Origin of the sequence: Mesobacillus maritimus, from assembly GCF_044803185.1 — a bacterium.
Lineage (GTDB): Bacteria > Bacillota > Bacilli > Bacillales > Cytobacillaceae > Mesobacillus_B > Mesobacillus_B maritimus_B.
Genome location: NZ_CP085225.1, coordinates 2895837 through 2917384, shown reverse-complemented (window position 1 = coordinate 2917384; position 21548 = coordinate 2895837). Strand labels below are relative to the sequence as shown.

Genomic DNA, 21548 nt, shown 5'->3' with positions numbered 1-21548 from the left:
GGAGTGCTACATAGATGTCCTGGATGTGATGCAGCAATTTCCCCGGTTGGGCTGCGTCCTGCGTGACGCCAGGAATGCCATCCATTTCATTCTCTAGGGAATCCCATGCCAATGAATGGAAGTAGGCTCAGGAAGTTAAGTCGTTCCCATTTAGAATGCTAGCCTTACATTTCTTGTCGTACTTTTGAAAATTATTCATTTTTTCTTGATGGAAAATGCATTTTTAAAGCTTAAGATAGGTAAAAAGTTAGGAGTGATGTTAACAGAATGGGTGCTTTATTTTTAGAGGTATTATTGAAAGATTCAAACGAAATGAGGGCATACAGATGATCCCTATCTTTAGTATTGGGCCACTGACCATTTACTTTTTTGGCTTTATGATTGCCATTGGTGCATCAGTAGGACTTTTTATCTTTACGAGAGAAGCTAAAAGACAAGGGCTTGACCATAAGTTGTTAATGGATGGAGCCATGTATTCCGTAATCGGTGGAATTATTGGAGCAAGACTGATTTATATCCTTGTCTATAATCCTGATTATTATTTTTCAAATCCACTCAAAATTTTTTCCATTCATGAGGGTGGGCTTTCCATTCACGGTGGGATTATTGGCGGATTAATTATTGGATATTGGTTTTTGAAAAAGCATAAAATGCCAATTTGGAAAACGCTAGATATCGCAGCGCCGGCATTAATCATCGCCCAAGGAATTAGCAGGATTGGTTGTGATGTATTTGGAGGACCGATTTCAAGTGCCTTGCCCTGGGGAGTAGAGGTGAATGGGGAGTACCTCCATCCTGCTCAAGCATATGAATTTTTATTGGATTATCTATTATTTGGATATTTATGGTTGAGACTAAAAAAACCTTCTTATACTGGACAAATTTTTATTCATTACCTCATTGGCTTCATGGTTATTCGTGGGATTGTAGAATTTACTAGATTAAACCCGATGATTTTTGGTCCATTTAGTGTGAGCCATGTTATGAGTTTAATTGGGATTATTACCGGGATGATCCTAATCAACTATCGAAAACAAAAAGAACCAACCAACAAAAGTAATGTGAGTAAAAAGAGTGATTATATTCAAACCGGAGGGGGTGTCAGCGCGTTAATAGTGGCTTCATTGATTATTTATTATTTGGTTCAAGGGTAGAAAAGAATCGGTAAACCGCTTTACTTGGCTTTTCTGATTGAATCAACTGATGTTACTTTTCAAATGAGAATGAATAAACAGATAATCATTGCAAAGGAGTGAGAGAACTGTGAGAAATATTTGGGTATCGATTTTAGGTTTAATCTTAATCACTGGAATTTTTATAGTTTGGAATTTTAATAGTACAGAAGAGCCAGAAGCATCCGTTTTTTATGTACCTAATGCGGGTGACGGAACCATTTCAGTGGTTGATCCAATGAAAGAAGAAACAGTTGTGACGATTTCGCTTGGAACAAGTCAGGCTTCACATGGAATTGCTTTATCCTTAGATGGGAAAAAACTTTTTACAGGAACTGGCTTTGATGGGAAATCACTTGTTGTCATTGATACAGAGACAAAAGAAGTAGAGAAGGAGATTCCCTTTGATGCAGGGGTACATGGAATTGACATAAGTAATGACGGCCAATCCCTCTATGTCACGTTGATGAACGGACTCGGAAAAGAGGAAGGAACTGTTGCGATTTTTACTGTAGAAAATATGAAAAAAATCGCAGAGGTAAAAACAGGCGGGGGTCCTGCACATATTGCCGTGAAGCCCGATGGTTCACAAGTGTGGATTGCAAACGTGAACGGGGATACAATCGCTGTCATGGATAGCAAAGAAAATCAAATCATTAAGACCATTGATGTTGGAAAAGTTCCTAATGAAGTTGCGCTTTCTCCTGATGGGAAACTAGCTTTCGTTGCCAACGTGGAATCAGATTTTGTCAGTGTGATTGATACTAACCAAATGGAAATCATTAAAACGATCCAAGCAGGGGATGCGCCACATGGAGTCACTGTATCACCCGACGGTACAGAAGCGTGGATAGCAAACAATGACTCAAATGACGTATCCGTTATTGATATTGATACTTTCGAGGTAAAAGCAACGATTCCTACAGGATCATATGCGAACCATGTAGCGTTCTCACAAGACGGAGAATGGGCATATGTGACGAACCGGGATTCCAACGATATTGTTAAAATCAACGCAGTAGATAAAGAAGTGACAGCGAAGATACCAGTTGGTGCAGGACCTCATGAAATTACTTTAGAAGATTATTATAAACAACCATAAAATAGGGACCGGCTATCATTAAACGTTTAAAATGGAAAAAAGATTTTAATTTATGAACATTTTTCAAACAAATAAAATATACTTTACATAGGGTACTGGGGTATCCTATAATAAAATTAGGAGGTGAAGTAAATGGCACCCGAACTATTGAACGATCCCCTTAAAGAGGAGAATTGTTGTGCCATTTCAAGTGAACGGAAAAGTCATGATTCTGTATTAGTAAAACAAAATCTTGGTTGTCGTCTAAATCGAATTGAAGGCCAGATTCGGGGCATAAAAGGATTAATTGAAAAAGATACTTACTGCGATGATGTCATCACTCAAATTTCTGCGACTCAAGCCGCTTTAAATAGTGTCGCTAAAATTCTTCTCGAAGGGCATATGAGATATGGTGTTGTCGGAAGAATTCAAGAAGGCGATAGGGAAGTTTTAGATAAAGTATTGATCACGATTCAAAAATTAATGAAAAAATAAAAGGAGACGATTTGAAATGGAAAAAATAACTCTTCATGTAGAAGGAATGTCTTGCAATCACTGCGTTAAATCGATTGAGGGTAGTGTGGGTGAACTAAAAGGAGTATCCAATGTCAAAGTCCATCTTGAAAATGGAACGGTGGATGTTGAATACCATGCGAATGAAACCACATTAGCATCTATAAAAGAAACGATTGATGATCAAGGTTACGATGTAAATTAGAGAATAAATAGAGATGTGCTAGAGATAGCACGCTCTCTATTTTTCCGAAAAAACATACCCTGTGTAGGTATTGGTATTATCTTTTTAAAGAAATCAGAATAGGTGGACCCTATGTTAGGAGGGAACAAAATTATGACAAGTCAAGTAAATACACAGTTACAGACTCATGCAGCTGAAAATGTCACTTTGAATATAACCGGTATGACATGCGCGGCGTGTGCAACTCGGATTGAAAAAAATTTATCAAAAGTTCCTGGAGTCGAAAAAGCGAATGTGAACCTGGCGACGGAAAAAGCTTCGGTTACGTTTAATCCTTCTGAAGCTTCGGTTGAAGATCTGATTGCTAAGGTGAAAAAGACTGGTTATGACGTTCAGGAAGAAAAGGTTCAACTAACTATTACTGGTATGACATGCGCAGCGTGTGCAACTCGGATTGAAAAAGTGCTGAATAAGGTAGAAGGGGTCACAAGTGCCACTGTCAATTTGGCGACGGAAAAGGCTAGTGTCGAGTTCATTCCAGGAAATGCAAATGTTGAGCAATTCACTGCTGCTGTGAAAAAAGCAGGATATGATGCTAAAGTGATTGGGGAAGCTGATGGGGACTACGAACGGACTGCCCGTGAAAAAGCATATAAAACACAAAAAATTAAATTTGCCCTCGGTGCCATTATTTCGATTCCGTTTTTAATCATGATGATCTCCGACTTTACGATGGAATATGGAAACGGTGGATTCTTCCATATGAATCCATGGCTCCAATTCTTCCTTGCTACTCCCGTCCAGTTTTATGTCGGAGGCCATTACTACCGCGATGCCTTTAACGCGGTCCGCGGCGGCAGTGCCAATATGGCTGTGCTTGTTGCGCTTGGAACATCGGCTGCTTATTTTTACAGTTTAATCGTGACAATTTTAGGTACAGGTCAATTTTTATACTATGAAGCTGCGGTTATTGTCATGACGTTGATTGTTTTAGGAAAACTGCTTGAAACAAGGGCAAAAGGGCAAACCTCTGAAGCAATTAAAAAGTTAATGGGATTGCAAGCGAAAACCGCTAGAGTGATTCGTAATGGAGTCGAAATGGATATCCCAATTGAGGACGTTCAACTAAATGATATGATTTTCGTTCGTGCAGGTGAAAAAATACCGGTTGACGGCGAAATTATGGAGGGAAATACTACTGTTGATGAATCAATGTTAACCGGTGAAAGTATGCCAGTTACGAAAAAAGCGGGTGACGCCGTCATCGGGGCAACGGTAAATAAACATGGTTCCTTCAAATTTAAAGCAACGAAGGTCGGCAAGGATACAGCATTGGCGCAAATCATCAAGCTTGTTGAAGAAGCTCAAGGTTCAAAAGCACCGATTCAACACCTTGCAGATAAAATTTCAGGAATCTTTGTTCCAATCGTCATTTTGATTGCCTTAGTTACGTTTGCTATTACCTATTTCTTAGTAGGATTTACACCCGCATTAGTGAGTACCATCGCTGTCCTAGTCATTGCCTGCCCATGTGCATTAGGATTAGCAACACCAACAGCAGTTATGGTTGGTACTGGTAAAGGAGCTGAAAATGGGCTTCTTATTAAGGGAGCTGAGCACCTTCAAAAAGCACAGCGTGTTACCACTGTTGTATTAGATAAGACTGGAACGATTACGAAGGGAGAACCTGATGTAACAGATATCGTGACATATAGCGATGTGTCAGCGGAGGAATTATTAAAGATTGCCGCTTCCTCAGAAAAAGGTTCTGAACACCCACTAGGAGAAGCCATTGTCAATAGTGCCAAAGAGAAAGGGCTCCAGCTCATGGAAGGGAAAAACTTTGCTGCCGTTCCAGGTCATGGAATCCAAGTGGAAATTGATCACCATTTTGTCCTAATAGGGAATAAAAAATTAATGGTTAAAAATCAAGTGGAAATAAGTGATGCCTTAAGTAAGATGGAAAAGCTCGAAGGTGAAGGTAAGACAGCGATGTTGATGGCGATAAACGGGAAACTTGCCGGAATCATTGCCGTCGCCGATACGGTAAAAGAAACTTCCGCAGCAGCGATAAAACAAATGAAGCAATTGGGGATTGAAGTGATTATGATTACCGGTGATAATCGTCTTACAGCAGAAGCGATAGCGAAAGAAGTGGGGGTAGACCGGGTACTGGCAGAAGTTCTGCCAGAGGATAAGTCGGCAGAAGTTGAAAAATTAAAGAAATCAGGAAAAGTGGTTGCGATGGTTGGAGATGGAATCAATGATGCTCCTGCATTAGCTGCCGCAGACGTTGGAATCGCGATTGGTACGGGTACAGATGTTGCGATTGAGGCAGCAGATATTACCTTAATGCGAGGCGATTTAATGGGAATTGTTGATACTTTCCGACTTTCGAAAGCAACGATGCGGAAAATCCGTCAGAATCTTTTTTGGGCATTTGCTTACAATGTCATCCTTATTCCTGTTGCAGCTTTCGGTCTTTTGAATCCGATCCTCGCTGGTGCAGCAATGGCGTTTAGTTCTGTATCAGTTGTGGGAAATACCTTATTTTTACGTAAATGGAGTCCAGTAAGATAGTAAAGATTCCATATTGTCTAATTTAAACCTAACCTAGTGCTCTCTAGGTTAGGTTTTTTGTTGCGAAACACCTAGAAAATTAATAACAAAAGAAAACGTGAGCACGAGATTCCGCTCCTTTTTTTTAAAACTTGGACACTCCTATATCAAAATTCAAAAAGACTCCTAGAAATATCAATAGAATCTGCAAATTTTTATGGGATTCTATACAAAAGGAAAAGAGGTGGAGAGTATGAGAAAAATATACTTGATTTTATCTTTGATTATAGTAGTTGTAGCAGTCATTGCCCTTGGAAGCTATTTTGTAAACAAAACGGATTCTAGTGAGAAAGTAGGTACTGAAAAATCTGTCACTGAGGAAGTGAAAGTTTCTTCAGATGAACAAGATGGTTCCGATGTTGAACGTACCCAAAATCTTTTAACAAAAACGGATTCTCAAGGTGCCGTCATCGTACAAGTAACTTTACTACCCGAGGAAAGTAATAGGAATCAGCTTATTTTTGAGATAGCGATGAATACTCACTCTGTGGACTTATCTCAATACGATTTAGCTAGATTAGCAGAAATTTCATTTGGGGAGAAAGGGCAAAACCCAAACTTTAAATGGGAAATATTGAACAATGACAGTCATCATATCATGGGCACCCTTACATGGCAGGAGGAATTAGAAGAAATACCTGAGAATTTGACCCTTATACTCAAGGACATCGATCAAATTACATCAAGGATATTCAGTTGGGATGAGGAAGATCTAGACGGGGTCAACATTAATTAATGCAGATCAGGCAATTCCGCTACCATTGCCACATTCAGACTGCTGTTTATTACTGCTGTCATGCTTCAAACCGAGTCGAACTTCTGCTTGGCAATTTTGAAGGAAAGCGAATGGCCAGGATGAAAAGACGGCAGAGCGTCGGGTGAAGGGAGGAAATAAGCATTAAATAATACTTAGGGTCAGTCCCCTAGTAAGGGATTACGTTCCTTCCCTAGGGGACTGACCCCTTTTTTCTTGGAGAATTTTTTTTATCCTAAAATATCCTTTAATTCCGCATCTGAATATACGGCAATTAACACGACGGCTTTCCCGTCCCCAATATTTTTTACATAGTGAGGGACACATGCGTTCCAACTAAAAGAATCTCCTTCTTCCACAATGTAACGATCTTCTCCTTGCTCTGCGAGAAGTTTTCCTTCAAGTACAAGATGGGTTTCGACCCCTTGATGGGCGTTTGGTTCTCCCATTGAAGCTCCTGGAGGGAATTCTACCATTCTCAAATGCAACCCTTCTTTTGAAGCTAAATGCTCAACCTTCAAACCGTTAAAGGAGGTTGTTGTTCTTGCATCATTCTTAACAACTTGCATTTGTTGGTCCTTTTCTAACAATAAATAAGGCAAAGGAACTTTTAAAAAACTTGCGATTGTTTGCAAAGTGCTGATTGATGGGGAAGTATTATTGTTCTCAACATTGCTGATGAATCCTTTTGAAAGCCCTGTTGCATCGCACATTTGGGCAATGGTAATTTTTTTTCGTTTACGGATGTCGCGAATCTTGGAACCAATTTCCATATTAATCACCTCGAATGTTTTCAAATAAAAAACATATATCTATATTAGCAAAAAAACCGTTGACAATCTATACACATCTTGTTACTTTATAGATAACAAATATTCATATTAGGAAACAAACTCCCTCGAAAGAGGTCTTTATTTTTGTAGCGAAGTTTACCTATATGAATATTTTATTCTTATGAAAATATACCTAGACTAAAAGTCCTTCGTTAACGGTTCGTCTTGTTGGCGGAAGGTAAAGCCAGTCTAAAATACATCAAATGAGAGGGGAGGTTGTTGTAGATGATTCCGTCCTATTTTATTGCTCATGGTTCTCCGCTTTTGGCCATTGAGGAAAATGATTATACTAGCTTTTTAAAGCAATTAGGGCAAGATGTTCCTAAACCAAAGGCGATTGTTCTGTTTTCTGCCCACTGGGTCTCACCGATGCAAAATGTGAGTGAAGTCGACCAATATTCTACGGTTTATGACTTTGGTGGGTTTCCAGAAGCCCTGTATCAAATTGAATACCCTGCGATAAGAAATAATGATGTGAGTGAAGAAATCACAGCATTATTCACTAAAGAAAGGGATTTCTTATCAAACAGATACCAGTCGTGGCTTGGATCATGGAGCTTGGGTTGTACTCAGGATGCTTTATCCGAATGCGGATATTTCTGTCATTTCGATGTCAGTGAACCCGGGGATATCACCTGAGGAGCAGTATAAAATTGGGAAGTCACTATCAGAGCTGAGGAAAAAGGATGTCATGATTATTGCCAGTGGGGGAACGGTTCATAATCTACGTGCATTGGACTGGCGCGACAATGGGGAAGTAACTCCTTGGGCATTGCAATTTGATGAGTGGCTGGAAGAACATTTAAAAGCTTGGGATACAGAATCTTTATTTCATTATGATTCGCTTGCTCCTTCTGCACAGTTGGCAGTTCCTCCATACGGAAGTGAGCATTTTATCCCGATTTTTTATGCAATGGGGGCAGCGGATGATCAGAAGAAAGCAACTTTGCTGCACCGCAGTTATCGATATGGAAGTTTAAGTCATAGTATTTGGCAATTTGGTTGATTAATAAAGTTATTATAAAAAATATTTGGAGGTAATGAAGAATGAATAACAAACTGGCTTGGAGTACTTTAATTTTACGAGTTGTATTAGGAATTACATTTTTCCTACATGGTTTAGATAAATTTAATTCAGGAATCGGAAACACAGTAGGATGGTTTGAAAGCATTGGTCTTCCAGGGGGCTTAGCATACGCTGTAGCCGTGATTGAACTGGTTGGCGGATTATTAGTAATAGTTGGTTTAGGTACAAAAATTGTAGCGGCATTATTAGCGGTCATCATGGTTGGAGCGATTTTTACTGCAAAATTATCAATGGGCTTCTTAAATGGCTATGAGTTAGATATCGTATTATTTGCAACGGCATTATTTATCGCTGTTAACGGAAGTAAAATGTTGGCAATCGATTCAGTGATTGCAGGCAAAAAAGACCAAAACCATTCAACAGCAGCTTAATACATCATCAGCATCCAATTATTTGGGTGCTTTTTTATTTTCCCACGTTTGCAAAAAGTGCCAGTACCATTCATGAAGTTACGGGTACTTATATTCGTGTGAAACTAGTAGGGACATGAATAGATCCAATATGTCCTGCCACAGGTAAAAATCGGACAAGATACTTTAACGGTTCTGTTGAATAGCATATAGGCAGGAGTTGAGATGGCCTATATTATATGTTGTGGATAGGTTTTTTTAAAATTTAGATCGGAGGTTTCTTCATGCAGTTCTTTTATACTGTCCGTCAAGGCGACACAGTTTCTCAGATTGCCAAACGCTGGGAGCTGCCGGTAGAGTCCTTGATTGCGGCGAACAATTTAGCCCCGCCTTATACGCTTTATGTCGGTCAACAGCTTTCAGTACCTATTGGGATTGATGTCATAAACGTAAAGGCAGGGGACACGGTTTATAAAATTGCACAGGCTTATGGTGTCCCACCATCCGTAATCATTCAAGCAAATCAGCTTCAGCCCATATGTATTACAAATCGGACAGCTTTTAACTGTTCCTCCTGGTATCCCTTATTATGTCGTCCAACCAGGGGATACCTTATTTCAAATCGCTAGAAGATTTAATGTCACAACTGGCGGACAAAGTAATTTTGAGTTGATTCGTGTGACCAATGGCCTGACATCTTATACAATTTATCCGGGTATGAGACTGAGGATTCCATATGCTCCGCCGGGGGAAAGCGGGTCGATTGCCTATATTTCCAATCGTGGGGGAGAGTTTGACTTATGGTTATATAACCTGGGAAATGGCGTAAATCGACAAATTACATCTACTTTAGGTGAAAGTTATTCTGTTCCCTTTTGGTCACCTGATTCTAGTAAGATAGCTTTTGTTGGAAAAAACGGGATTCTTTATGTATTTTCACTTGGTACCAATAAGGTTGCCCAAATCGACCAGTTTTCAGAGGGGCTCGGTGTTTTCCTAGATTGGTCCCCTGACAGCCAGAAACTTGTTTACAATAACCGCAATACAATCATCCTCTATAATACCGTTACACATCAAGCACAAACCATCTCCCAACCTAATGCGACTGATGTCCAATGGTTCCCAAATGGAGTAGAATTGCTCTATCAAGCACCAGATCAAAATGGAGTCAGCCAGCTATTCCGGATTCGAATCGATGGAAGTGAGAAGGTACAAATCACGCATAACACAGGTGGGCGTCATAACCATGTTCGTCTTAGCCCTGATGGGAACTATGTGTTATTCACCACCCCAGGAGCAAGTATCTCGCTTATATTCACCATCAATCTTTCAACCGGAGATCTCTTTGAAGTGAGGGGCGGACCACTTGCGAAAAATTATTTTCCAACATGGTCGCCGAATTCACAGGATATTGCTTTTAGTGCAACCGCATTTGAAGACAGAGGCAATTTCTCTTTAATTAGAACCACCGGAAGGCATGGAGACAACGAGCGAACAAGAGCGATCTCTAATTGCTTTGCGACTCCTGTTACATGGTCCCCAGATGGGGGGAAACTAGCTTATCTTTCAGGCTGTAAAGCACAAGGGCAGGCAAGTGAGATTTTGATGCTAAATCTTACTCATCCAGTTCCAATCCGATTAGTAGCTGGAGGAACCATCACAGCACTGGAATGGTCACCAGCACCGTCCGCTAATTTAAATCGATACACGAATCCTATTTTTAAAGTAAGTTTCCAATACCCAGCTCATTGGGTAAGAATAACGGACGAACGCTATGAAGGCAGTGATGGCTTCTTTCAAATCGGAGCAATCGCATCAGGGGACAACATTGACACCGTGTGCCACAATGAAGCCTTTCACCAACTCTTGCCATACGGCACACAGCCACGTATCGTAACAACGAATATCCAAAACCAAGATGTATGCTATATCTTTCCATCAGAAGACCAACCTCCTGAAATGAACAATCAAGCAGCTCTTATCGTTCGCTATCCAACGCCAGTTGTGATTGGTGGAACCAGGTACCAATACTTTATCTTGTGGGCGGATCAGGGGCATATAACAGAAATAGGGGGATCATTGGTGTTATTATAGCTTTTGTTTTTATGAAATCAATCAGCCATAATTTTTGTTTGCTGTAAAAATGCTGAAACGGGGTTTTGGGGGTAGTCTCTCAAGCCCCTAAAAAACTCAATCGGGTATCACGGAACTACCCATCAGTGGGGATAAAAAACACCCCCATGGTAGAAGTACTATGTTCATTGTTCCTTAGTTAAACCAAGAAAACTCTCGCTTACCACATTCATGCCGCTTAACCACTTATCTACTATTTTCTTGTTGTACGCAAGGGATGCTTGAATAATTGGACCAAGTGCAAAGGCCATAATCACAGTTCCTATTCCAATAGGCCCACCTAACAAAAACCCCGCTATCGCCACAACAACTTCCATGACGGTACGTGCAACTGTAATGCTGCAACCGAATTTTTTCACTGCTAACAGCATTAAACTATCCCTTGGGCCTGAACCTAAATTAGCGGAAAGATAGAGGCCACCGCCAATCCCCATCAATACGATGCCAAGGATAAAATCAATGAATTGCATCGGAAAAGTATGTGGGTCTGGTAATACCCAGTTAAAAAAGTCGATAAATAAACCAATAAAAATCATATTCATAAAGGTTCCTAGTCTTGGAATCTCGCGTAACCCTATTGAGGAGGTAACGACAATTACAATTCCAACAATAATAGACCAAAGCCCAATCGATAGGCCCAAGTTCTTAAACAAACCAATGTGCAGTACATCCCAAGATCCTACCCCAAGACGTTGACCTTTAACGGTTAGAGCCACCCCAAGTCCCATAATCATAAGACCAACAAAAAAGACTAGCCACCTAAAAGTATATTCCTTTCTCATACAAACCCTTCTTTCTCTAATAAAAGCAGAAAAGCCCACCCTATATAAACATAGATGGCCTTTACATTCATCAATCCGCCTTTTAATCAATTAGACTATTATAACAGAAAATGTGCTTCTTTGATAAAGAAGTTACTGGTACTAATTTATCCGAATCCTGACAATTCATTTCCTATTAATAACTTGGTCATAGTTTGTTCACATTTATTCGTTACGCTATGAACATGCCTTAAAGGACAATGATTTTGGAGGGAAAATATGATTAAAATACTTAGAAATAATAAGGTTCAATTTACAATCGGAGGAATAATCCTTGTGGTTGTTGCACTGGTAGTTGGGTTAGGCTTTTCAAAACAAGAGACGATCGCGAGTATTGACGGGGAAAAGATTACGAAGGACGAGTTATATGATGTGTTAGTCGGACAGTATGGCGCAACTGCTCTTTCGGCACTTATTGATAATAAAATTATCGAGATGGAAGCAGATAAAGAAAAAATAACAGTATCCGATAAAGAAATTGAAGATGAATACAATGCATATGTAGATTCTTATGGTGGAGAAGAAGCCCTTTCAGCAGCATTAAAGCAAAGTGGAATATCAGAAGATGACCTTAAGGTGGACATAGAAAATTATTTTAAACTAGAAAAACTATTGGAACCTCGTGTTGAAATTACCGAGGAAGAGCTGAAAACGTATTTTGATGAGAATAAAGAGTCCTTTGATGAACTAGAGCAGGTCGAAGCAAGTCATATTCTTGTAGAGGACGAAGCGACTGCAACTGAAGTAACTGAAAAGCTCGCATCAGGTGGAGATTTTGCTGAATTAGCAGCAGAATATTCAACGGATACAGCAAATGCGGAAAGTGGCGGAGAGCTAGGATACTTTGCAAAAGGAGATATGGTAGAGGAATTTGAAAATACTGCTTTTTCCATGGAAGTTGGTACAATTAGCGATCCAGTGAAAACAGATTATGGCTATCATATTATTAAAGTTACAGATAAAAAAGAAGCAAAAGAAGCTGTATTTGAAGATCATAAAGAGGAAATTAATGAAATTTTATTTAACGAAAAAATTCAGAGCGAATACACAACTTGGTTGGAAGAGAAAAAGGAAGAATATACAATTAAAAATACATTAGAATAAATTTGAAGCTAGCATGTTAACTAATAGGTATGAAAAAAACGCTTGGAAATCCAAGCGTTTTTTAGTGTTCGATAGATTCAAAAAGAAAAGATTGTCCATTCCGATAAAATCTTGGGTCATAAATTCCGATTTGTTTATCATCCTCAACGATTACAACAAAAGGAGACCACTGCTGAAGAGTTTTGGCAGCAGGATTATTTGAAAATAAGTACTCTAAGTCCGCATCCTCTTTGGATTCAAGTGCATACAAGGTTTGTTTAGGTTGGAAAAGCCCATCTTCAAAGATGGTGACATGCCCTTCTTGTTTAGTAATCACCTGAAAGGTAGTCGGAACAAACCCTGCTGATAATGCAACTTGTCCATATTCTTGACTGTATTTTTGATAAAAGTAATACCCTTGCAAGCTTTGAAGTCCAACGTGAAGAGCGATGACCAGCCAGGCTGCTCGGAAATAAAAAGGTCTGTTGGCAACAGGTTTCTTTTTGGATAAAAAAAAAGCACCGCCAATTATCAGCCAGAAAACAAAATCAATGATAGGGATGGTACCAAACGTAATGCGCATTTGCGAAAAAGGCTCAAGATAGCCAGTACCCCAAGCATTAAAGAGATCGCTGGTCACATGAATTACGGCTGCAAGCCATCCTAGAAAAAACAATCGTCGATCTTTGACCTTAAAGAAAACTAAGCAGAGAACATAAATGAGTAACGCCCATAGAGGAGTAAGAAAAATTGAGTGGGTAATCCCTCGATGCCACATTTGATAAAGTCCCTCTGTATCCCAAGTTTGCGAGATGACATCAATATCAGGAATTTGACTTGCTCCAACGGCCGTGAATAAATAAGCCATCTTTGTTCTGCGATCCATTTTATCTTTATTAGTAGAACCGTATAAAGAAAGTCCAAAAAGTGTATGGGTAATTGTATCCACAGCTGTGTCCTCCGTTACTTTGAAGAGTGTTTCTTTATTATAACAGAGGTATTTAAAATGCCCCAAGCGATTAGTTCAATTTTACCATTTTTCAAAATAGTCAAATATCTTTGTTTATTTAGTAGATAAACAAAGTTTCTTGCTGTTATAATCAATTGCGTAAGGACACAGTTACAAAAAATTTTTACACCTCCATGAAAGCCCTTACTTTTATTGCCTGCCTAGTAAACGACTAGAGGGGGGGAGGTATGAGTTTTTGTAGTTTAAGAAAATCCGAGAACAACATGGAAATAGGATTCTAAAAATCAATTCACTCGCTTTACAAATAATGAATCAAATGTGAAACCATGCCTATTTTGGTGTGGGTTAAGGAGGAAACAGACTTGATTAGGAGAAAGATTGCTTTCATTCTTATTGTCGTCTTAATTATTGGCACCGGCTTGATTCCCTCTTTTAAGGGGGAATCCGCAGGGGCTGAAACGCTTGGAAATGGAGGTCATTGGATAGGTGCGTGGTCTGCCAGCCAAACGGCTGCTTGGGAAACGGTTGACTGGGATGGCGGAGTTTCACGTGAAGGTTATAGCAACCAAACCATTAGGATGATTGTCCATCCGAATGCATCTGGTTCTGCCGTAAGAATTCGGCTATCCAACGAATATGGAACAAAACCGCTAACCTTTGGAAAGGTAACAATTGCTGAAACAAAAGAGGGTGCGGAAGTAATTGCTGGATCAGTGACACCTCTTACTTTTAATAAAAAGGACGCCGTCACCATTCCAAAAGGAGAAGTGGTTTATAGTGATCCAATCCCATTTGACGTAACAGACGGTACTGACTTAACAGTTAGTGTACATCTTCAGGGTTATAGCGGACCCACCACCTGGCACAACACCTCCAATCAAACAACGTATATTTCCGCAGAAGGCGATTATTCAAGGGAAGTTAGCGGAAGTTCCTTCACTCAAAGTTTTAATGCATGGTTCTGGTTATCTGGTGTTGATGTATTGACTGAAACGAATAAGAAATCACGGGTAATCGTGGCGTTAGGAGATTCGATTACGGATGGATATTTATCAACTTTGAATGAAAACCGTCGTTGGACGGATGTTTTAAACGACCGCCTTGATCAAGAAATTAAAAATCAAACCTTTTCCGTCCTCAACCAGGGGATTTCTGGTAATTGAATTTTAACTGATTCGCCGATCTTTGGGGAAAAAGCCCTTTCAAGACTAGAAAGAGATGTTTTCTCGCAAACTGGTGTAACGGATATTATTCTTTTAGAAGGAATCAATGATATTGGCCATGATCCTCATGTCCATAATGCAAATAAGATCATCGACGGGATGAAAGAAATTGCTGAACAGGCTCATGAACGCGGGCTCAGAATTTATGCAGGAACATTGACACCATTCAATGCCTATGATTCTGGGAATTACTATACAGCAGAAGGAGAACAAACTCGCCAGGAAGTGAATAAATGGATCCGCAACAATCATGTGTTTGACGGAGTTATTGATTTTGACCGGGTACTAGCTGACCCAAGTAATCCTGAGAAACTTTTACCCACCTATGATAGTGGAGATGCCTTGCATCCAAATGACCTCGGGTTACGAGTAATGGCTGAATCCATCGATCTTTCCATTTTTGAGAAGCCATTTAAATAGAGGTGTACGGCAGTAGATTACTAGTATTGTCATTGATTGCACCCACTTAGTTTGGTTTAACAAAGTGGGCCATATGTCGAGGTAGTATTTTATGTTCGAGAGGATGTTGTTGATGAAAAAAATAATGAGTCTGTTTCTAGCTGTCGTGGTTTTATTAGTTTCACAAACTAATTCATTGTCTACAGCGAGCGCAAAACAATCAGAAGATGTTGAAATTCCTGTCTTGCTTTATCATGTCGTGAAACCCAATCCAGATTCTGATAATCCCTATCAATTCAAACTCGAAGAATTTGAAAAACATATGGCTTACCTTCATGAAAATGGCTATAGGACATTAACGATGAAACAATATTTCAATATTCTTGATAAAAAAGCAGCAATGCCTGAAAAGCCTATCCTGCTGACTTTCGATGATAACTCGAATGATTTTTATCCTTATGTTTTTCCTGTCTTACAGAAGTATGGGATGAAGGCAACTCAATTTACTGTTTCAGATTGGGTGAATGGCAGCTGGAACATGACATCGAACGAGGTCTTAACGGTAATGGAAAATGGAATTGACATCCATAATCATTCAGTCACACATCCCTTCCTCGCTAATTTGAGCAGAGAGCAACAATACGCAGAAATTAATGATGCAACGATTGCTCTAAAAGAGTTAACTGGCAGGAAGACAAATGTATTTGCTTATCCTTACGGAAACTATAATGCAGATACCATTTCCGTTTTAGAAGAATTAGGGTTTAAAGGCGCCTTCAAAGTAGGCGGCGGGATTAGTACAGATCAAAGTGACCGATATGAATTACCTCGTATTATGATGCTTCAAAACCACACGTTAGATGATTTTGTCAGAATGGTTAATACTGGAAAATAGAAAATATGTGGAAAACACCGTGACTTTTACAGTTGTCTCGGACAGTTCCTGCGTTTCCGTTGTATACGGCACCGAATTCTTCGGTGCTTTTTTTGCTGAACTTGCTGACATTTGCATTACTTGGTTCACCTGTTAGGTTTGTTTTGTGAAACAAGTTTTTTAGTTGGACAGGCACTACTATGAAAATGGTTGTCTGAAAAGTTATGAAAAAATACTAGTAGGTATTTTAGCCGAACGTAATATAACAGAGATACAGTAAAAATGACCTAATTTTTATACAAAGTAAAGCTCGATGGAAAAAACACTTAAAAAACAAAACAATATTCCAAATATTTTATACATTTTCCGACGAAACATTCTTATATAATAACCCTTAGGCTAATAGAAGAGGTGGAGAAAATTGAAAGGAAGGAGAAACTATCAATCTCCTTCACCTCAGTACTAATGATCATGAGTGGTCAATGATACAGCTATGCACATGCAAATGAGGCACCTAAGTAGCTATGCTCAGTTTAAGTAAAGGAGGGAAAAAACAATATCTATGTAAGGGATCAAAAACTAGGAGGTAAGGAATATTATGATGAAAGTTTTTCGACTAATACTTTGTGTGCTCATGTTGACAGTATATGTTCCCAATAATGGTCCTTGGAAAGCAGAAGCTTCCTCTTTGGTACCAACTGGTGTTACAGCTGTGGGCAGTTCCGGAAAAGTCGATCTCAAATGGGGTTCAGTGGGCGGTGCTGATTCATATAACGTGAAACGCAGCTTAGCTCCAGGGGGGCCTTATACCAAAATTGAGAACGTTTCCACAACCGATTTTGAAGACACTAATGTTACAAACGGCAATACCTATTATTATGTTGTAAGCGCTGTCTCAACGGCGGGTGAAAGTGAAAATTCTATAGTAGCAGCAGGGACACCGGGAGAATACCTTATCTATGACAACTATGAAAATAGTTCAGTTGGAGATGTGCCTGAGGGATACAAGGCGCCTATCGGTTCCAATACGCCTAGCTCGTTCGAGAGCGATAATAACGCGACGGTGATTAATAACACTAAGCTCGCAAATAGCTTCGGCAATTCTTCCGGAGCTATAGCAGAGAATGACAGCAATGTACTATGGGTCAATGACAGCAATGCAAGGCGTGGAGGCTTCAATAAAGCGTTTACACCAGTGACAGCTGAGAGTGAAAAAGGACTTACTGCATCTGCTGATTTTATGCAGCCGAAAGTAATGGGAGATTCCTATGTTTTGGAATTGCTAGATAGTAATAATAAAACAGCTCTGTCCTTTAGAGTTGGGAATTCACCTCGATCCATTAGTCCAAATACCTGGTACAATGTCAAATATGTTGCAGATGTAAAAGCGAATACTGCCGATCTATTCATCAACGGGGAATATTACGGTAACTTTCCTTTCGCTTCACCGGTTACTGATATTGCTTCTATTAACGTGAGGACACCTGGAACTTCGACGGGAAGCTCCTATGAAGACAACGTAGCCGTAGCCATCCAAGAGGTTACAACACCGCAAAATTTGACGGCCGTCGGCTCAAATCATAAGGCGGAACTCACTTGGAATGCCGCAAGCGGTGTAGATTCCTATAATGTTTATCGCAGTGATAAACCCAATGGAGTCTATGAAAAAATCGCCTCAGACGTTAAAACTAATAGTTATTCAAATTTTGATGAACAAAACCTAATTAATGATAAGGAATATTTTTATATGGTAACATCCGTTCATCAAAATGCAGAAAGCGCTTTCTCTAATATTGGCAAGGCCTATGTAAATAATGTTCCTCCACCATCAGCGGAGATTACGAATTTCAAGGCCGAAGCTCGAGATAGCCAGTTTAGCCTGTCTTGGGATCCAGTTTCGGAGGCTACCTACTATACATTAGAAAGAAGTACAACTTCGGAAGGTCCTTTTGTGCAATTGTTGGAAGGAAACTCAGAAAAAATCGAAGCTACATCCTATCTTGATACTCATTTGCGTAACGGTGTGGCCTATTATTATAAGTTAACTGCTTGGAACCCAGGAGGTGCAGGGTCAAAGAAATTGCTTGAAAAAGTTACATCCTCTTCTCCCTTAAATGCACCAGTAGTATACAGCCCAAAATCGCTTAGCAATCAAGTGGATTTACATTGGACTACTGTCAAGGGTGCCGATCATTACAATGTTAGTCGCAGTACGGTAAGCGGCGGACCTTATGAGTTCATTGCTACTGTAAGAGGAACTAGTTATTCAGATGATTCTGCAAAAAATGGCCAAATCTATTATTATGTGGTCACTGCTAGCAATGAAAATGTTACAAGTATGATTTCCAATCAAGTGAAAGCCAGACCGTATGAACAAGTATCTGGTACACGGAAACAGCCAAAACAATTCGAAGCAGTGGCGTATCAAGGAAAGGTAAGCTTATCCTGGGAGCCAACTTCGGATGCTGCATCTTACAATGTGAAGCGCTCTGAAAAAAGTGGTGGACCGTATACTAACATTAAAACCACCTCCGAAAATTCGTTTGAGGATGTCGCTGTAACGGACGGAACAACCTACTATTATGTCATTACTGCAGTGAATAAGAACGGCGAAAGTCAAAGTACGGATGAAATGGCTGTACAGCCTGCTAAAGTACTTACAGTGGATAAGAATGCTGCAGCAGACGGAGTAACTGTGTTCAACAGCATTCAAAGCGCGGTTGATACAATTCCTGCAAATAACAACCAACGGATCATCGTTTATATTGCTGAGGGAACCTACAAGGAAAAGCTAGAGATTAAAAGTCCATATGTCAGTCTTGTTGGTGATGGAATCGATAAAACGGTGATCACCTATGGTGACTATGCAGGAAGTCCCTCAACACAAGGAAAGCCTGGATATACTGGAAATACGTTCCTAAGTCAGACAGTGAAGGTTGAAGCTGACCATTTTAATGCATCCAACTTGACGATCGAAAATAGTGCAGGCCCTCGGAACGAAGTCGTACAGGCTGTTGCCCTTAACATAAAAAGTGATAAAGCTTCCTTTGAATCGGTTAAATTAAAGGGATATCAAGATACGTTATATAATGGCAACGGATCAAACCAGCAAGGACGACAATACTTCAACAACAGCATAATTGAAGGCGATGTCGACTTTATTTTCGGCGAGGCTTCAGCGGTCGTTTTGAATAACAATCGACTAGTTTTAGTCAGCAACGTTCCTGAAGGGACAAGTGCTGGAGGTCACATTACAGCAGCTGCTCAAGCGAAAGTAACCGACAATGGCTACGTGATTTTAAATTCACAAATTGTCGACGGTTCATCTGCAAAGGGAACATACGACTTAGGGCGTGCCTGGAAAGATTATGCACGTGTCAGTTATATTAATACATTGATTGATTCAAATAACTTCGATCGTAACGGCTGGTCGACATCCTGTGCGGGCAGCTGTAAACAAAGCTATTTCTTTGAATATAACAGTTACGGTCCAGGAGCTGATGCTTCATCGCGGATCATTTCTACTCAGCTTACTGGGGCAGAAGCAAGCATGACGATTCCGCAAATTTTTGACGGCTGGGATCCAACAGTACAAGTAGTTATGCCACATGTAAAATATCAACCAGCGGTTGAAGCTACGAACACGACTTTTGACCAAAATGCAGAAAAACAAGGAGACATCCATGCGCTTGTCCAAGGAAACGGTAAAAAAGTTACGAAGATTACCAATGGGAAAGCGGTATTAAAGAAGTCCGACTATACTGTTGAAGGAAATGTCCTGACGATCAACAAATCCTACCTTGCAGGTTTGGCAGATGGACGCACGACACTTGAGGTTCATTTTGCCAATGTTGCTGTCCCTTTGACGATTAATGTAATCAACAGCACGATTAACCTTGGTAAAGAGACATTGCCGGTCAATGATGGTTGGGGTTCCTTCACGACTGGTACAACAGGCGGTTCCAAAGCGGATTCGTCACATATCTTTACAGTTTCTAACCGTAGCGAACTTATTGAAGCCTTAGGTGGAAATAACAGCACGAATGACACAAATTCCACACCAAAAATTATCTATGTTAAAGGCACGATTGATATGAACGTAGATGAAAACAATAAACCGGTTGGAATGGAATTCTACAAAGACCCTGCTTATGATTTCGAAAAATATTTAGAGGCTTATAATCCGGATTCCTGGGGAAGAGACTCTGTACCATCTGGTGAGTTAGAGGATGCTCGTAAAAAATCAGAGCAAAACCAGGCAAACAATATTCAGATTAAAATTGGTTCGAATACTACAATCGTCGGATTACCAGGCACAAACGCCAAAATCCTTGGCGGAAATCTGATAGTTCAAAATGTCGATAACGTCATTATTCGAAATATTGGATTCGAGAATACGTTCGACTACTTCCCGCAGTGGGATCCAACTGACGGCAGCATGGGAAACTGGAACTCGGCATTTGACACCCTTACGATCAAGAATGCCACACACGTTTGGCTTGATCATAACACTTTTAGCGATGGAAGCATGCCGGATGACCAGGCGAACACTTATTTTGGCCGCCAGTATCAGCAGCATGACGGCTTGATGGATATCACGAATGCGTCTGATCTAATTACGGTATCGTACAACCACTTCCACGACCACGACAAAACGACCCTTGTCGGCGGCAGTGACAGCTATACAGAAGATGAGGGCAAAGAACGGGTTACGTTCCATCACAATTACTATCAGAATGTAACGGAACGCGCGCCGAGGGTCAGGTACGGCCAGGTTCATGTGTATAACAACTATTATGAAGGAACGAATAACCATGCAAGCTACTCTCATTCCTACTCATTAGGAATCGGGTTTAAATCACAGATTTACGCTCAAAACAATTATTTTACAATGGATGAAGGAGCGGCTACAGGTGATGTGATTCAAGTGTGGGGCGGAACACAGTTTACGGATATAGGCACCATCCTTAACGGCGAGAAGGTTGAACTCACAGCAGGCACAACCTTAAGTCCTGTAGACTGGACACCATTGTTATATACTTCAATGAATCAAACGGAAGATGTACCGGAAATTGTGAAGGCTAATGCAGGAGCAGGGCATTTAATTCAGGGTAGATAATTATGGGGTTGAAAATTATAAACTATCAGTACGCCGAATTATGAGGTATATGGAAAGTAGCTTAAAGACTTATGTTAGCTATTGGCGGATAAAGATGATAGATACTTAGGCGTTAATGGCAATCGGAGTACCGCTAGATGTAAAAGGTAGAACAAGTGGGGATTGTAAAAAAACGAAGACTTTTCATAATTGCACCGCTGAAATGCCTTAATAAATCAATTTTCGGGGTCAGTCGTCCAATAATAGAATTACTAGTTCTCATATGGAAGGCGGATGTTGTTTCCTGAAAAGAACGTAACAGATATTGAAGAAGAATATAACACCCTGGGGCGT

Annotated in this window: 17 protein-coding genes and 1 pseudogene; 15 read left to right on the top strand and 3 right to left on the bottom strand. The window is 40.1% G+C overall.

The genetic code is table 11. The features are described 5' to 3' along the window. Positions 1-326: 326 nt before the first annotated feature. From lgt to LG336_RS14010, 6 genes are all read left to right on the top strand, one after another. Positions 327-1154 carry a prolipoprotein diacylglyceryl transferase gene (lgt, locus tag LG336_RS14035; RefSeq protein WP_404328133.1) on the top strand — a complete coding sequence of 276 codons (828 nt, stop codon included), beginning with the start codon at positions 327-329 and terminating at the stop codon, positions 1152-1154. A 109-nt stretch (positions 1155-1263) separates the two neighbouring features. After that, positions 1264-2274 carry a cytochrome D1 domain-containing protein gene (locus LG336_RS14030; protein WP_404328132.1) on the top strand — a complete coding sequence of 337 codons (1011 nt, stop codon included), beginning with the start codon at positions 1264-1266 and terminating at the stop codon, positions 2272-2274. 132 nt (positions 2275-2406) lie between these two features. Further along, the gene (locus LG336_RS14025) at positions 2407-2748 is read left to right on the top strand and encodes a metal-sensitive transcriptional regulator (RefSeq protein WP_404328131.1); all 342 of its coding nucleotides are present in this window, start codon (positions 2407-2409) and stop codon (positions 2746-2748) included. Between the two features lie 16 nt (positions 2749-2764). After that, a complete protein-coding gene (gene copZ / locus LG336_RS14020; RefSeq protein WP_404328130.1) occupies positions 2765-2971 on the top strand; it encodes a copper chaperone CopZ in 207 nt (68 codons plus the stop codon). Between the two features lie 132 nt (positions 2972-3103). Beyond that, positions 3104-5530, top strand: a complete 2427-nt coding sequence (locus LG336_RS14015) for a heavy metal translocating P-type ATPase (protein WP_404328129.1) — start codon at positions 3104-3106, stop codon at positions 5528-5530. A gap of 232 nt (positions 5531-5762) precedes the next feature. Then, entirely contained in the window at positions 5763-6305 is a 543-nt protein-coding gene (locus LG336_RS14010) for a hypothetical protein (RefSeq protein ID WP_404328128.1), read from the top strand. A 248-nt stretch (positions 6306-6553) separates the two neighbouring features. Here the strand turns inward: LG336_RS14010 and LG336_RS14005 are convergent, their stop codons facing one another. Beyond that, a complete protein-coding gene (locus tag LG336_RS14005; protein ID WP_404328127.1) occupies positions 6554-7096 on the bottom strand; it encodes a helix-turn-helix domain-containing protein in 543 nt (180 codons plus the stop codon). Positions 7097-7381: 285 nt separating this feature from the next. Here LG336_RS14005 and LG336_RS14000 point away from each other — a divergent pair. The 4 genes and pseudogenes from LG336_RS14000 (at position 7382) to LG336_RS13985 (ending at position 10687) form a co-directional block, all read left to right on the top strand. After that, positions 7382-8162 (top strand): annotated as a pseudogene (locus LG336_RS14000) (DODA-type extradiol aromatic ring-opening family dioxygenase). A gap of 41 nt (positions 8163-8203) precedes the next feature. Next, a complete protein-coding gene (locus LG336_RS13995) occupies positions 8204-8614 on the top strand; it encodes a DoxX family protein (protein WP_404328126.1) in 411 nt (136 codons plus the stop codon). Positions 8615-8877: 263 nt separating this feature from the next. Then, positions 8878-9222: a LysM peptidoglycan-binding domain-containing protein gene (locus LG336_RS13990; protein ID WP_404328125.1), complete on the top strand. Its 345-nt coding sequence runs from the start codon at positions 8878-8880 to the stop codon at positions 9220-9222. A gap of 49 nt (positions 9223-9271) precedes the next feature. Further along, positions 9272-10687 (top strand): hypothetical protein, encoded by a 1416-nt coding sequence (locus LG336_RS13985; RefSeq protein WP_404328124.1) that lies wholly within the window; start codon positions 9272-9274, stop codon positions 10685-10687. Between the two features lie 164 nt (positions 10688-10851). On the opposite strand, the gene LG336_RS13980 is transcribed toward LG336_RS13985, so the two are convergent. Continuing rightward, positions 10852-11508: a YitT family protein gene (locus tag LG336_RS13980; protein WP_404328123.1), complete on the bottom strand. Its 657-nt coding sequence runs from the start codon at positions 11506-11508 to the stop codon at positions 10852-10854. Positions 11509-11766: 258 nt separating this feature from the next. Here LG336_RS13980 and LG336_RS13975 point away from each other — a divergent pair, with 258 nt between their 5' ends. Then, complete coding sequence (locus LG336_RS13975; protein ID WP_404328122.1) at positions 11767-12651, top strand: peptidylprolyl isomerase; 885 nt, start codon at positions 11767-11769, stop codon at positions 12649-12651. Positions 12652-12712: 61 nt separating this feature from the next. Here the strand turns inward: LG336_RS13975 and LG336_RS13970 are convergent, their stop codons facing one another. After that, positions 12713-13579: a metal-dependent hydrolase gene (locus LG336_RS13970; protein WP_404328121.1), complete on the bottom strand. Its 867-nt coding sequence runs from the start codon at positions 13577-13579 to the stop codon at positions 12713-12715. 383 nt (positions 13580-13962) lie between these two features. On the opposite strand from LG336_RS13970, the gene LG336_RS13965 reads away from it, so the two are divergent. The 4 genes from LG336_RS13965 to LG336_RS13950 all read left to right on the top strand — a co-directional run bounded on the left by LG336_RS13965 (position 13963) and on the right by LG336_RS13950 (position 21215). Then, positions 13963-14763 (top strand): hypothetical protein, encoded by an 801-nt coding sequence (locus LG336_RS13965; RefSeq protein ID WP_404328120.1) that lies wholly within the window; start codon positions 13963-13965, stop codon positions 14761-14763. Continuing rightward, positions 14764-15243, top strand: a complete 480-nt coding sequence (locus LG336_RS13960; protein ID WP_404333164.1) for a GDSL-type esterase/lipase family protein — start codon at positions 14764-14766, stop codon at positions 15241-15243. Positions 15244-15355: 112 nt separating this feature from the next. Continuing rightward, positions 15356-16117 carry a polysaccharide deacetylase family protein gene (locus tag LG336_RS13955; RefSeq protein WP_404328119.1) on the top strand — a complete coding sequence of 254 codons (762 nt, stop codon included), beginning with the start codon at positions 15356-15358 and terminating at the stop codon, positions 16115-16117. A 577-nt stretch (positions 16118-16694) separates the two neighbouring features. After that, positions 16695-21215: a pectinesterase family protein gene (locus tag LG336_RS13950; RefSeq protein WP_404328118.1), complete on the top strand. Its 4521-nt coding sequence runs from the start codon at positions 16695-16697 to the stop codon at positions 21213-21215. Positions 21216-21548 lie beyond the last annotated feature (333 nt).

What these genes read in the sequence shown, in the direction of transcription:
- LG336_RS13995 (WP_404328126.1), top strand. Translation starts at nt 8,204, where the DNA reads ATGAATAACAAACTGGCTTGGAGTACTTTAATTTTACGAGTTGTATTA.
- LG336_RS13990 (WP_404328125.1), top strand. Translation starts at nt 8,878, where the DNA reads ATGCAGTTCTTTTATACTGTCCGTCAAGGCGACACAGTTTCTCAGATT.
- LG336_RS14010 (WP_404328128.1), top strand. Translation starts at nt 5,763, where the DNA reads ATGAGAAAAATATACTTGATTTTATCTTTGATTATAGTAGTTGTAGCA.
- LG336_RS14015 (WP_404328129.1), top strand. Translation starts at nt 3,104, where the DNA reads ATGACAAGTCAAGTAAATACACAGTTACAGACTCATGCAGCTGAAAAT.
- LG336_RS14005 (WP_404328127.1), bottom strand. Translation starts at nt 7,096, where the DNA reads ATGGAAATTGGTTCCAAGATTCGCGACATCCGTAAACGAAAAAAAATT.
- LG336_RS13975 (WP_404328122.1), top strand. Translation starts at nt 11,767, where the DNA reads ATGATTAAAATACTTAGAAATAATAAGGTTCAATTTACAATCGGAGGA.
- LG336_RS13950 (WP_404328118.1), top strand. Translation starts at nt 16,695, where the DNA reads ATGATGAAAGTTTTTCGACTAATACTTTGTGTGCTCATGTTGACAGTA.
- copZ (WP_404328130.1), top strand. Translation starts at nt 2,765, where the DNA reads ATGGAAAAAATAACTCTTCATGTAGAAGGAATGTCTTGCAATCACTGC.
- lgt (WP_404328133.1), top strand. Translation starts at nt 327, where the DNA reads ATGATCCCTATCTTTAGTATTGGGCCACTGACCATTTACTTTTTTGGC.
- LG336_RS14025 (WP_404328131.1), top strand. Translation starts at nt 2,407, where the DNA reads ATGGCACCCGAACTATTGAACGATCCCCTTAAAGAGGAGAATTGTTGT.
- LG336_RS13980 (WP_404328123.1), bottom strand. Translation starts at nt 11,508, where the DNA reads ATGAGAAAGGAATATACTTTTAGGTGGCTAGTCTTTTTTGTTGGTCTT.
- LG336_RS13955 (WP_404328119.1), top strand. Translation starts at nt 15,356, where the DNA reads ATGAAAAAAATAATGAGTCTGTTTCTAGCTGTCGTGGTTTTATTAGTT.